Source organism: Parvibaculum sp. (assembly GCF_049651025.1).
Taxonomy (GTDB): Bacteria; Pseudomonadota; Alphaproteobacteria; order Parvibaculales; family Parvibaculaceae; genus Parvibaculum.
Genome location: NZ_JBASBH010000105.1, coordinates 1 through 12,286, shown reverse-complemented (window position 1 = coordinate 12,286; position 12,286 = coordinate 1). Strand labels below are relative to the sequence as shown.

13 protein-coding genes are annotated in these 12,286 nt (G+C 63.1%); 10 read left to right on the top strand and 3 right to left on the bottom strand.

Annotated features, from left to right (window positions below):
* From WA943_RS13715 to WA943_RS13670, 10 genes are all read left to right on the top strand, one after another.
* Positions 1-235: S1 RNA-binding domain-containing protein (locus tag WA943_RS13715; protein WP_424470449.1), on the top strand; the 235-nt coding region annotated here is incomplete at its 5' end.
* Positions 236-512: 277 nt separating this feature from the next.
* A complete protein-coding gene (gene sppA, locus WA943_RS13710) occupies positions 513-1,460 on the top strand; it encodes a signal peptide peptidase SppA (RefSeq protein ID WP_424470448.1) in 948 nt (315 codons plus the stop codon).
* Positions 1,461-1,563: 103 nt separating this feature from the next.
* Positions 1,564-1,905: an integration host factor subunit beta gene (ihfB, locus tag WA943_RS13705; protein ID WP_424470447.1), complete on the top strand. Its 342-nt coding sequence runs from the start codon at positions 1,564-1,566 to the stop codon at positions 1,903-1,905.
* A gap of 147 nt (positions 1,906-2,052) precedes the next feature.
* Positions 2,053-2,334 carry a LapA family protein gene (locus tag WA943_RS13700; RefSeq protein ID WP_424470446.1) on the top strand — a complete coding sequence of 94 codons (282 nt, stop codon included), beginning with the start codon at positions 2,053-2,055 and terminating at the stop codon, positions 2,332-2,334.
* A gap of 89 nt (positions 2,335-2,423) precedes the next feature.
* Positions 2,424-3,125, top strand: coding sequence for an orotidine-5'-phosphate decarboxylase (gene pyrF / locus WA943_RS13695; RefSeq protein WP_424470445.1), 702 nt, complete (start codon positions 2,424-2,426; stop codon positions 3,123-3,125).
* 1 nt (position 3,126) lies between these two features.
* Positions 3,127-3,795, top strand: coding sequence for a phosphoribosylanthranilate isomerase (locus WA943_RS13690; protein WP_424470444.1), 669 nt, complete (start codon positions 3,127-3,129; stop codon positions 3,793-3,795).
* A gap of 104 nt (positions 3,796-3,899) precedes the next feature.
* The gene (gene trpB, locus WA943_RS13685; RefSeq protein WP_424470443.1) at positions 3,900-5,153 is read left to right on the top strand and encodes a tryptophan synthase subunit beta; all 1,254 of its coding nucleotides are present in this window, start codon (positions 3,900-3,902) and stop codon (positions 5,151-5,153) included.
* Between the two features lie 181 nt (positions 5,154-5,334).
* Positions 5,335-6,174: a tryptophan synthase subunit alpha gene (trpA, locus tag WA943_RS13680; protein ID WP_424470442.1), complete on the top strand. Its 840-nt coding sequence runs from the start codon at positions 5,335-5,337 to the stop codon at positions 6,172-6,174.
* 13 nt (positions 6,175-6,187) lie between these two features.
* The gene (gene accD / locus WA943_RS13675; protein ID WP_424470441.1) at positions 6,188-7,090 is read left to right on the top strand and encodes an acetyl-CoA carboxylase, carboxyltransferase subunit beta; all 903 of its coding nucleotides are present in this window, start codon (positions 6,188-6,190) and stop codon (positions 7,088-7,090) included.
* Positions 7,083-8,411 (top strand): bifunctional folylpolyglutamate synthase/dihydrofolate synthase, encoded by a 1,329-nt coding sequence (locus WA943_RS13670; protein ID WP_424470440.1) that lies wholly within the window; start codon positions 7,083-7,085, stop codon positions 8,409-8,411. Before accD ends, WA943_RS13670 begins: the two co-directional genes overlap by 8 nt.
* Positions 8,412-8,808: 397 nt before the next feature.
* Here WA943_RS13670 and WA943_RS13665 read toward each other — a convergent pair whose 3' ends face one another.
* The 3 genes from WA943_RS13665 to WA943_RS13655 all read right to left on the bottom strand — a co-directional run.
* Positions 8,809-10,458, bottom strand: coding sequence for a WS/DGAT/MGAT family O-acyltransferase (locus WA943_RS13665; RefSeq protein WP_424470439.1), 1,650 nt, complete (start codon positions 10,456-10,458; stop codon positions 8,809-8,811).
* Positions 10,459-10,620: 162 nt separating this feature from the next.
* Positions 10,621-10,938, bottom strand: coding sequence for a thioredoxin TrxA (gene trxA / locus WA943_RS13660; RefSeq protein WP_424470438.1), 318 nt, complete (start codon positions 10,936-10,938; stop codon positions 10,621-10,623).
* Positions 10,939-11,043: 105 nt separating this feature from the next.
* The coding region (locus WA943_RS13655) for a 3'-5' exonuclease (protein WP_424470437.1) at positions 11,044-12,286 on the bottom strand (1,243 nt) is incomplete at its 5' end.

Below are 12,286 nucleotides of genomic sequence, written 5' to 3'. Positions count from 1 at the left end.
ACTTTCGCGCGACCGTTCCGAGCAGCGCCCCGAGCGTTTCTCGGTCGGCGACAAGGTCGATGCCCGCGTGACGCAGTTCGACAAGTCCGCGCGCAAGATCACGCTCTCGGTCAAGGCGCTTGAAATCGCCGAAGAGAAGGACGCTGTCGCTCAGTACGGCTCGTCCGACAGCGGCGCGTCGCTTGGCGACATTCTGGGCGCGGCTCTGAAGCGCGATCAGGAAGACAAGAAGTAAGACCAGCGGTCATCCGCTGTTCTGCAAAGCGCGTTCCGAGAAATCGGAACGCGCTTTTTCTTTAGCTGAATGACGCGAAGGGCCTCGTCAAAAAGACGCCGTCACCCCGGGCTTGACCCGGGGTCCATCTTTGCAGCGACACCGCAAGGAAGATGGATACCGGATCAAGTCCGGCATGACGATGAGAGGCGAGGCAATTCGGGACGGAAAACCGGTCCCACATTTCCTGGAATTGCTTTAGGCTCCCCACCACGATCAGCCTGTCTGGAGAAAGCCCTTGTCCTTCGACGCCGATGCACTGACCGACAGGCGATACCTCAAGCGCCGCCTTTTCATGTGGCGCTTCGGTGCCATCGCCGCCGTGGCCGTTGCGCTCATCGCAATTCTGGCCGCGAACGGCGTCGCCTTCCATCGCACGCAAATCGCGCGCGTCGAAATTTCCGGCATCATCACCGACGATCGCGACATGCAGGAGCTGCTTTCCGACTTGCGCGACGATCCGGCGATCAAGGCCGTCATCCTCGCCATCGACAGTCCGGGCGGCACGACCACGGGCGCCGAAGCGCTTTATCAAAGCGTGCGCAAGCTCGCCGAGAAAAAACCCGTCGTCGCGGTGCTGGGCACGGTCGCCGCATCGGGCGGCTATATCGCCGCGCTTTCCGCCGATCATGTCGTCGCGCGCGGCAATACGCTGACCGGCTCCATCGGTGTGCTTTTCCAATGGGCGCAGCTTTCCGGCCTCATGGACAAGATCGGCGTCGAAATGCAGTCGGTGAAATCCGCCCCGCTCAAGGCCGAGCCTGACCCCTTCCACAAGCCGAGCCCCGAAGCTCTGGCGGTCACACGCGACCTCATCACCTCGTCTTACGACTGGTTCCTCGGTCTTGTCGCCGAACGGCGCAACCTCGATCCGGCGATCGCCAAAAAGCTCGGCGACGGGCGCGTCTATACGGGCTTTCAGGCGGTCAAAAACGGCCTTGTCGACGAGATCGGCGGCGAGGAGCAGGCCATCGCCTGGCTGGCGCGCGAGCACAAGCTCAGCCCCGACCTGCCCGTCGAGACCTGGGAACCGAAGCGGCTGGATGAGGGTTATGGTCTGTTCGGCGCGCGGGCCATGGGCGAGGCTTTTGCCTCCGGCATGGCCTCTCTGGCCGGAAAAACGCTGCAAACAAAAAGACTTACCCTTGACGGGCTGACAAGCGTTTGGCAGGCTGAACCGCGTTGAACGATGAGTTTCACGCAACTGCCGGGGGGCAGGGAACGGGGCGCAAGCGGCCTGAACCAACCACCGGCACAATGGGCAGGCATAAGCCGGTGGACGCGCAGATATGATCAAATCCGAACTCGTCGCCCGGCTGGCACAAGCCAATCCGCATCTGTATCAGCGTGACGTCGAGCGTATCGTCTCCACGATCTTCGACGAGATCAGCGCCGCCCTTTCGCGCGGCGATCGCGTCGAATTGCGCGGTTTCGGCGCTTTTTCGGTGAAAAGCCGCCCCGCCCGCACCGGACGTAACCCCCGCACGGGCGCCCCCGTCCACGTCGAAGAAAAATTCGTGCCCTTCTTCAAGACCGGCAAGGAATTGCGCGAACGGCTCAATAACGCCGATATTCCCGCGCACAAACTGCTGGCTGTCGAAGAGGGCGACGATGAAGGCGACGACGAGTAATATCGGTATGACTTCGCCTCTCCCCTGAAGGGGGAGAGGTCGATCAGCGAAGCTGATCGGGTGAGGGGCTTCTTCGAAAGACTCTTCGTTGCCGCCCCCTCACCCCACCGTCTCCCCAAGGGGAGAGGGCTTCAAGGGACCACTCCTATGAATTTTTTCCGCTGGTTCGTCCTGCCGCCCGTCGCGCTCATCGCCATTGCGCTGGCGGTTGCCAATCGCCAATCCGTCACCTTCAGCTTCGACCCGTTCAATCCGACGGAACCGGCGCTCGGCGTCACCATGCCCCTGTCGCTCATCGTCATTGCCGCGCTTTTCCTCGGCATTCTGATCGGCGGCTTCGCCACATGGCTTCAAGCCCGGCAAAAGGCCACGCGGCGCGCAGACCCCATCCTGCCCTCGAGCGGCGGCCTGCCCACACCGCGGGACTGAGCCTTTTCAGCGCCGCATGGCCGGTGCTATAACGCCCACGCCTGAGCCCGCGCGGGTTCCTTGACGCGCATGCCCAACGAGGGAGCCACATGAGCCCCACCAATCCAGTCTTCTGCGCCCTCGACACCACGGACGATGCCCGTGCCGCCAGCCTTGCGCGCGGACTCAAGGGCTCGGTCGGCGGCGTCAAGATCGGCATGGAGTTCTTCAACGCGCATGGGCCGCAGGGCTATCGCGCGGTCGCGGCGGCGGGCCTTCCCGTCTTTCTCGACCTGAAGCTCCACGACATCCCGAACACGGTTGCAGGCGGCATCCGCGCCGTCCTCCCGCTGAAGCCCGCCATCGTCAACGTCCATGCGGCAGGCGGCCTCGCCATGATGCGCGCGGCGGCCGACGCCGCGAAAGAAGCGGGCGAGGCGCGCCCCCTCGTCATCGCCGTCACCATGCTCACCAGCCTCGACCAGTCCGATCTCGCAGCGACCGGCGTTTCGGGCACGCCCTCCGATCACGTGCTGCGGCTTGCCCATCTCGCGGCGAAAGCCGGGCTTGATGGCGTTGTCTGCAGCGCCCATGAAATCGAGCGCCTGCGCGGCGAGCTTGGGCGCGACTTCAAGCTCATCGTTCCGGGCATCCGCCCGGCGGGCAGCGACATAGGCGACCAGAAGCGCATCATGACGCCCTCACAGGCGCTGGCGCTCGGCGCCGATGTGCTCGTCATAGGCCGCCCCATCACGGGTGCCGCCGATCCGCGCGAGGCAGCCGACGCGATCAGCGCGTCGCTTGCGGCCTGACATGTCCCGCCAGTCCAAATCAGTTCAGGTCAAGATCTGCGGCCTCTTGACGCCCGAGACGGTGAAGGCCGCCGTGGAAGCAGGCGCCGATTATATCGGCTTCAACTTCTATCCCCGCAGCCCGCGCTATGTGACGCCGCAAAAGGCGGCGGAGCTTGCCGCGCTCATGCCCGCCTCGGTTCTCAAGGTCGCGCTCGCGGTCGATGCCGACGATGCCACCCTCGACGCGATCATGGCCGCGCTCGACCCCGATATCCTGCAGCTTCACGGCGATGAAACATCGCAGCGCCTCGTCGAACTCAAGAGCCGCTACGGCGTCACGCTGATGAAGGCGATCCCCATTGCGGGACCGGAAGACCCCATAAAATCCGAGATTTACCGTGATTCAGCCGATTTGTTGCTGTTTGATGCCAAACCCCCTAAATCTATGAAAAATGCCCTGCCGGGCGGCAATGGTCTCGCTTTCGACTGGTCGCTGCTTGCGGGGCAGAAGCCCGAAATACCCTGGATGCTGTCAGGCGGATTGACGGTCGATAATGTCCGCGAGGCCATCGAGGCCACTGGCGCGGAAGCGGTGGACGTATCCTCCGGCGTCGAGGATGCGCCGGGCCGGAAAAATCCGGAGCTGATAAGGAAGTTTATTCAGGCGGCCAAGGCTGTTGATGTTTGACCTGCTATATCTTTGATCGTCATGGCCGGGCTTGACCCGGCCATCCACGTCTTTCTTCCTTCGATGGCTCGGGGAAGGCGTGGATACGCGGATCAAGTCCGCGCATGACGGAAAAAGTATTCAAGAAAGAAAAAGACGTGAGCGCGAGTTCGAAAGTGAATTCCTACCGCACAGGCCCCGACGAGCGCGGGCGCTTCGGCATTTTCGGCGGACGCTTCGTCGCCGAGACGCTGATGCCGCTGATCCTCGAGCTTGAAAAAGCCTATGACGCGGCAAAGGAAGATCCTGCCTTTCAGGCCGAACTGAAAAGTCTCAACACGCATTATGCCGGTCGTCCCTCGCCGCTCTATTTCGCCGAGCGACTGACCGAGCATTTCGGTGGCGCGAAGATCTATCTCAAGCGCGAAGAGCTGAACCATACCGGCTCGCACAAGATCAATAACTGCCTCGGCCAGATTCAGCTCGCGCGCCGCATGGGCAAGACGCGGATCATCGCCGAAACCGGCGCGGGCCAGCATGGCGTCGCATCGGCGACGGTTGCCGCGCGTTTCGGCCTGCCTTGCGTCGTCTATATGGGCGCGACCGACGTCGAGCGGCAGAAGCCCAACGTCTTCCGCATGAAGCTTCTCGGCGCCGAAGTCGTGCCGGTCACCTCTGGTTCGGGCACGCTGAAAGATGCGATGAACGAGGCGCTGCGCGACTGGGTCACCAATGTCGAAGACACCTATTACCTGATCGGCACCGTCGCAGGCCCGCATCCCTATCCCGCCATGGTGCGCGACTTCCAGTCCGTCATCGGCACGGAAGCAAAGGCGCAGCTTCAGGAGATGGAAGGCCGCCTGCCCGACACTCTGGTTGCCTGCATCGGCGGCGGTTCAAACGCCATGGGCCTCTTCCACCCCTTCCTCAACGATGAGAGCGTCGAGGTCGTCGGCGTCGAAGCGGGCGGTCACGGCATTGAAACCGGCGAGCATTCCGCCTCGATCCTTGGCGGCAGCCCCGGCGTGCTTCACGGCAATCGCACCTATCTTCTGCAGGATGACGACGGGCAGATTCTCGAAGGCCATTCGATTTCGGCGGGCCTCGACTATCCCGGCATCGGGCCTGAGCATTCCTGGCTCAACGATATCGGCCGCGTGAAATACGTGTCCGCGACCGACAAGGAAGCGCTCGAGGCCTTCCAGCTTCTTTCCAGGGTCGAGGGCATCATCCCCGCGCTGGAGCCTTGCCACGCGCTTGCCCATGTCGCGAAACTCGCGCCGACCATGTCCAAGGATCAGATCATTCTCGTCTGCCTGTCCGGGCGTGGCGACAAGGATGTGTTCTCCGTTGCCGAGCATCTGGGAGTGACGCTGTGAGCAAACTTTCAGAAAGCGTAAAGCTGCATATTTCTTTCACCTCCCCCCTAGAGGGGGAGGTCGATCCGCGTAGCGGATCGGGCGGGGGGGCTTCTTCAAAAGACTCTTTCCTTGGCCTACCCCCCACCCCACCCTCCCCCTCAAGGGGGGAGGGCTTCAGGCCCGGTGCGGAGGCACTCGCATGACAACCCGTCTCGACCGCAAATTCGCAAAGCTGAAGGCTGAAGGCCGCGCGGCTTTCGTCACCTTCATCACTGCCGGCGATCCCGACAGCGATGCCTCGTTTGAAATCGTGCGCGGTCTTCCCGCTGCCGGTGCCGACGTCATCGAACTCGGCATGCCCTTCACCGATCCGATGGCGGACGGCCCCGCCATTCAGGCGTCATCGCAGCGCGCGCTGAAATCCGGCGCCACGCTTCACGGCACGCTCGATATCGTGCGCCGCTTCCGCAAGGGCGATAACGACACGCCCATCGTGCTGATGGGCTATTACAATCCGATCTATCACATGGGCGTTCCGGCCTTTCTCGCCGCGGCAAAAGACGCAGGCGTCGACGGCCTCATCGTCGTCGATCTGCCGCCCGAGGAAGACGATGAATTGTGCGAGCCTGCATTGCGTGCGGGCCTCAACTTCATCCGCCTCGCAACGCCGACGACCGACGACAAGCGGCTTCCCGCCGTCCTCGCCAACACGTCGGGCTTTGTCTATTACGTTTCGATCAATGGCATCACCGGTTCGGCAACGCCCGAGGCGCGCGACGTTGCCGCCTCCGTCGCCCGCATCAAGCGGCACACGGCCCTGCCCGTCGCGGTCGGCTTTGGCATCAGCACACCCGAACAGGCGGCGACCATCGCGCAAGCGGCTGACGGCGCCGTCGTCGGCTCGGCCATCGTGAACAAAATCGCCGCAGAGCTTGATGCTCAAGGTAAAATGAAATCCGGCGGTCCCGCCCGCGTGCTCGCCTTCGTGCGCGAGCTTGCCGACGGCGTACACGGCGCGCGCGCGACAGCGGCGGAATAGGGAGAGACGCAATATGAACTGGATCAACAACGTCGTTCGTCCGAAAATCCAGCGCGTCTTCAAGAAGAAGGCCGACACGACGCCGGACAATCTCTGGCGCAAGTGCCCGGCCTGTAACGAGATGATCTTCCACCGCGATCTCGACGCGGCGCTCAACGTCTGCCCGCATTGCGGCTTCCACATGAAGCTCAGCACGGCCGCGCGTCTGAATTCGATCTTCGATGCGGGCCAGTTCCAGCTCGTGCCCGTCGGCGGCGTTCCGCTCGATCCGCTGAAATTCCGCGACCAGAAAAAATATCCCGACCGCCTGAAGGAAGCGCGCTCCAAGACGGGCCGCGACGACAGCGTCACTGTGGCTCATGGCCCGCTCGACGGCGTCGAGATCGTCGCCGCCATTCAGGACTTCGCCTTTATGGGCGGTTCGCTCGGCATGGCGGCAGGCGAGGCCATCGTCAAAGGCGCCGAAGTCGCCATCGAAAAACATGCGCCCTATGTGCTCTTTGCCGCCGCCGGTGGCGCGCGCATGCAGGAGGGCATTCTCTCGCTCATGCAGATGCCGCGCACCACGGTCGCCGTGCAGATGCTGCGCGAGGCGGGCCTGCCTTACATCGTCGTCCTCACCGATCCGACGACGGGCGGCGTGCTTGCCTCCTATGCCATGCTTGGCGACATCCATATTGCAGAGCCCGGCGCGCTGATCGGTTTCTCCGGTCGCCGCGTCATCGAGCAGACGATCCGCGAGAAGCTTCCGGAAGATTTCCAGAAGGCGGAATTCCAGTTCGATCACGGCATGATCGACATGATCGTGCATCGTCATCAGCTCAAGGAAACGCTGGCGCGCAGCATCCGCATCCTCACGCACAAGCCGAAGCTCGCGCCCATGTCCGGCGTGCCCGCACGCGCGGCCCGTGGCTGAGGTGAGCCGGATACCCGATGCAAGCAGCGTCATCCTTGAAAGACTGACGAAGCTTCACCCGAAACTGATCGACCTGTCGCTGGAACGCATCGAGCGTTTGCTGGCGTTTCTCCATCATCCCGAGCGCGCCCTGCCGCCGACCTTTCACATCGCCGGCACCAACGGCAAGGGTTCCGTTTCCGCCTATCTGCGCGCCGCGCTCGAAGCAGGCGACTATGGCGTTCACAGCTATACATCGCCCCATCTCGTTCGCTTTCATGAACGCATCCGCCTTGCGGGCCATCCGAAAAGCGCCGAGATCGGCGAGGAACTTCTTTCCGCCTTGCTCGACGAATGCGAGCGCGTGAATGGCGGCGCGCCCATCACATTTTTCGAGATCACGACCTGCGTCGCCATGCTCGCCTATGCGCGCAATCCAGCCGACGCGCTTGTGCTCGAAGTCGGCATGGGCGGGCGCTATGACACGACCAACGTCATCGACAAGCCCGCCGTCACCATCATCACGCCGGTCGATCTCGACCATCAGGCATTTCTCGGCGACACGATCACGCTGATCGCAGGCGAGAAGGCAGGCATATTGAAGCGCGGCGTTCCCGCCGTCATCGGTCCGCAAACGGATGAAGGTCGCGCAGCAATCGAATATCACGCGCAGAAAGTCGGCGCGCCGCTCCTGATATTCGGTCAGGATTTCAGCGCTTACGAGGAGCACGGCCATCTCGTCTATCAGGACGAGCATGGGCTGCTCGATCTGCCGCTGCCGAAACTTCTCGGCCGCCACCAGATCGACAATGCGGGCATCGCCATTTGCGCGCTGCGTCAGGCGAAGATGTTGCCGCTTGAAACGGAAGCAATCGCGCGCGGGCTTCGCGAAGTCGAATGGCCTGCCCGCATGCAGCGCCTGACGCGCGGGCCGCTCGTCGAGCGCCTGCCCGCCCATGGCGAATTATGGCTGGATGGCGGGCACAATCCGCAGGCAGGCCGCGCCGTCGCCCATCTCATGGCCGACCTCGCGCAGAATTCCGCCAGTCCTTTGATGATGATCGTCGGCATGAAGGACACGAAAGACGCCGCCGGTTTCTTCGCGCCCTTCAAGGGCCTCGCCGCCCATGTCGAAACGGTCGCGATCCCCGACGATCCGGCCTGCCTCTCGCCGGGCGCTCTCGTCGAAGCCGCACGCGCAGGCGGCCTCGACGCCACGCCTGCCGCTTCAGTCGATGAAGCCATGAGCCGCGTCCTTGCCCGCGCAGGCGGAACGCCGCCCCGCATTCTCATTTGCGGATCGCTTTATCTCGCCGGCACCATCCTCGCCGATAACGGCTAAAGCAATTCCAGGAAAAGTGGACGCCGGTTTTCCGCGCCGAGTTGCCCCCATCGTCATGCCGGACTTGATCCGGCATCCATCTTCCCTACAGCACCGCCGCAAAGATGGACCCCGGGTCAAGCCCGGGGTGACGGATTGAGGTGGGCGTGACGGATTGGCGTTGAGGCCACCGATTGGGGTTGCAGCAGCTGGTGCAGGCAGGACAACCATAGACGGAACGCCCTCCCCCAGTCGTCATGCCGGACTTGATCCGGCATCCATCTTCCCTACAGCACCGCCGCAAAGATGGACCCCGGCTCAAGCCCGGGGTGACGATCTGAAGTTGGGGCAGCGGGTGCAAGCAGGACAGCAAGAGACGGAACGCCCTCCCCTCACCGTCATGCCGGACTTGGTCCGACTATTCCGCCGCTTCGATGCGCGACGTCACAGGCGTTTCAGCAAGCGATGCGACGTCGGCAGGCTTTGCCTTTTTCGCCGCCGCTTTTTTCGGCGCGGCGCGTTTGGGAGCCGCGGGTTTCTTTGCCGCCTTCTGCGCGAGCTTCGCCTTGATCTCGGCTGCTTCCGCCGCCGCGACTTCGGCGGGTACGGCGGCGCGCGCAATGCCGGCACGCGCACCGGCGCCCGTCTTCACATGCTTGTCCTTCGTCGCCGCCAGCATCTCCTCGAAGGATTCCTGGATGCATTCGGCATAGAAGGCCGGATCGGGGATCATCTCGCGGCATGAGGTGAAGGAAATCGTGATCTCGCCGCAATAGCTGAACACCGGATGGATGATGCCCATGCCGTCGAGGATCGGCCCAAGCCCGAACTGCGTCACAAGCCGCGCGCCCGTCATATAGAGCGGCACCTGCGGTCCGGGAATATTCGTGATGACCGTGTTGAAGATCGGCGTGATGCGGTTCGCCAATCCCAGATTCGTATAGAGCCGCGCGGCAAGCCCGGCGACCGTCGAGGGAATGAACTGCGAGTAATCGGTCAGCGTGCTCGCGCCGATGGCGTTGGTCATTTCCTTGGAATTCGTCGTCGACTCGAAGACCGCGACAAGCCGGTCCAGCGGATCGGCAATGTCGGAGCGCACCGCCACCGACATGGCGCTCACCTGATTGCCCGCCGATTTCTGCTGATCCTTGGAGCGCACCGAAATCGGCGCCATGGCGATCAGCGAATCCTTCGGCAGTTCATGCTTCGATTCGAGATATTTGCGCAGCGCGCCGCCGATGATCGCAATGACGGCATCGTTCACCGTCGCGCCTTCGACCGCGTTCTTGATCGCGCGAATATCGTTCAGCTTGAATGACCGTCCGTCGAACACGCGATGCGGCGACACCTTGCCGTTGAAGCGCGTACGCGGCACCGCGCCGACGCGCTTCAGCTTGCCCGCCGAAAGCCCGATGCCGAGCCGCGCCAGCGCGGGCACGGATTCGACCACGACGCGCGCGAGCTTGAAGGGCTGGCGCACATTATTGACCGAGGTGCGCGACAGAAGCTCGATTGCCGTCGGCTCGCGTTCGGGCAGCCATGCCTTGTCCGGCGGTGTCGGCGTCGCGTCGGGCGTGAGGTCATGCACCGCCGCCGTCATCTCCGCGCCGGAAACGCCGTCGATCGCCGCGTGGTGAACCTTGGAGACAATCGCGAAGCTGCCCTTGGGCAGGCCCTCCACATTGTCGAGCCCCTCGATCACCGTGAATTCCCAGAGCGGACGGCCCGTATCGAGCGGGCGCGCATGAAGCCGCGCCACCTGAATGCAGAGCTGCCGCCAGTCGCCGGGCTTGGGCAGCGCGATATGGCGGACGTGATATTCAAGATCGAAATCCGGGTCCTCAAGCCAATAGGGATGGTCGAGGCTCAGCGGCACACGGACGATGCGCTGGCGAAACGAGCGCGCGAGATGCAGGCGCGACTCGTAATTTTTCAGGATTTCCTTGAAGGCCAACACGCCGCCATCGACAGTTGCCTGATCGTAAATGGCAACGGCTCCAATATGCATCGGCGCGTTCGCTGTTTCGAAATACAGGAACGAGGCATCCATCGGGCTTAGCTGTTCCATTGACCTTCCTCCCCAGGGGCCAGAGAACCTCATATTCTCTTCACTCAACTCAAGCACATTTGACGGCGCAGAGTCCAAAGGCTTCGCCAAAAAAACGTTGCGTCAGCAAACAAAAAGGCCGGTCTTTCGACCGGCCCTTCAAAACTGCGCGGGAGCGGAGGCTCAGAGCGAGCTTTCGATCCATTCGACGATCTTGCCCTTGGGCAGCGCGCCGACCTTGGTGGCGGCCACCTGGCCGTCCTTGAAGATCATCATGGTCGGAACGCCGCGCACGCCGTATTTGGTCGGCGTATTGGGGTTCTCGTCGATGTCGATCTTGGCGACCCGCAGTTTGCCGCCATATTCCTTGGCAATCTCTTCAAGCGCCGGGGCGATCTGCTTGCACGGGCCGCACCAGGTCGCCCAGAAGTCGACCAGAACCGGGCCGGAAGCGTCCAGCACATCGCTCTCGAAAGAGGAGTCGGTGACTTTTTCGGTCATATTATTCCTTTCCCGGCCGGCGGGCTGTCCCACCGGCCCCGGCTCCCTCAAATGGGGCCAAGTGAAGTTTCATTGCGCTAAATTTAGGAAGCCACCCCCGCAAGGTCAAGATTGCCCTCCTCCGCGCAATGCCGCATCCAGCGCCGCAGCCGGCAGTTCCATGAGGCGCGGCCCGTCGGTCCAAAGCAGCGCACAGGCAATTTCCCGGCCCGGATAAATCTCGCCCAGCACCGCGCGATAAGCGGCCATCTGCGCGATATAGGCAGGGCTTACGCTGCCGATTTCAGGCGGCGCAGGCCGGTTCGTCTTGTAGTCCACAACGAGAACACGCGCGCTCGTCACACAAAGCCTGTCGATCTGGCCCGACACAAGTGTCGCCTTGCCCGCAAATTCGATCTGGCCCACCAGCGCCACTTCGGCGCGACTGCCTTCACCGAAAATTCCGGCAAAAGACGGCTCACGCAAAACGGCAAGCGTCGCCGCCACGATCTCGTCGCGTTCATCATCGGAAAGCGCATAGGCAGAGCTGTCGAGAAAACGCCGCGCAGCATCCTCGCGCTCCGCATCGCCAAGATCGGGCAAGGTCTGCAACAAACGGTGGAGCAGCTTGCCGCGCAGAAAGCGCGCGGAGATATCGCCCGCAAGCGGCGACATGGCGGGCGGCTCCATCGGTCCTTCAGGCGGCAGGCGCGATGGCGCAAGCGGGCGGGACGGCGTCGGCTCGGGCGCCGCCGCAAGCCGCGCCCAATCGGGCAAGGGTTCTTGCGTCGTCTCGACCGTCGCCTTTTGCACTTCCGGCTCGCGCTTCTGCTCGCCTTCGATGCGCCAGACCTTGCGCCCGTCGTCGAGCGTCACTTCTTGCGCCATGGGCTTCAGCGCATCGGCAATCAGATTGTACCAGCAGTCCGCCGCCGCCCCGCGCTCGCCCACATAGCCGCAGACATAAAGCCGGTCGCGCGCGCGCGTCATCGCGACATAGAGAAGCCTGCGATATTCTTCCTGCTGCGCGCGACGATGCAGATCGCGCGCGCCCCCCGTCACCAGGTCTTCATCCTTCTTGCGCACCGGCCAGAGCAGCAGCGGCGGATCGGTCGGCAGCGAGATCAGCCCCGGATCGTGCTGCGCGGCCGGCGCGCTGCACGTGTCCGGCATGAAAACGATTTCCGCCTCCAGCCCCTTCGCGCCATGCACCGTCATGATGCGAACCTCGTCGCGGCCCTTGTCCATGTCGCGCTTGATCTCGGACCCGCCGCGCTCCACCCAATGCAGAAAGGCCTGCATCGACGCCGCATGATCGCGTTCGAAATCAATCGCAAGGCTCAGGAACTCATCAATCGGATCGCCCGCA

Bases quoted from the DNA above. Each gene is read 5' to 3' on its own strand.
- trxA (WP_424470438.1), bottom strand. From the start codon at position 10,938: ATGACCGAAAAAGTCACCGACTCCTCTTTCGAGAGCGATGTGCTGGAC.
- WA943_RS13700 (WP_424470446.1), top strand. From the start codon at position 2,053: ATGAATTTTTTCCGCTGGTTCGTCCTGCCGCCCGTCGCGCTCATCGCC.
- trpA (WP_424470442.1), top strand. From the start codon at position 5,335: ATGACAACCCGTCTCGACCGCAAATTCGCAAAGCTGAAGGCTGAAGGC.
- WA943_RS13690 (WP_424470444.1), top strand. From the start codon at position 3,127: ATGTCCCGCCAGTCCAAATCAGTTCAGGTCAAGATCTGCGGCCTCTTG.
- accD (WP_424470441.1), top strand. From the start codon at position 6,188: ATGAACTGGATCAACAACGTCGTTCGTCCGAAAATCCAGCGCGTCTTC.
- pyrF (WP_424470445.1), top strand. From the start codon at position 2,424: ATGAGCCCCACCAATCCAGTCTTCTGCGCCCTCGACACCACGGACGAT.
- WA943_RS13665 (WP_424470439.1), bottom strand. From the start codon at position 10,458: ATGGAACAGCTAAGCCCGATGGATGCCTCGTTCCTGTATTTCGAAACA.
- ihfB (WP_424470447.1), top strand. From the start codon at position 1,564: ATGATCAAATCCGAACTCGTCGCCCGGCTGGCACAAGCCAATCCGCAT.
- trpB (WP_424470443.1), top strand. From the start codon at position 3,900: ATGACGGAAAAAGTATTCAAGAAAGAAAAAGACGTGAGCGCGAGTTCG.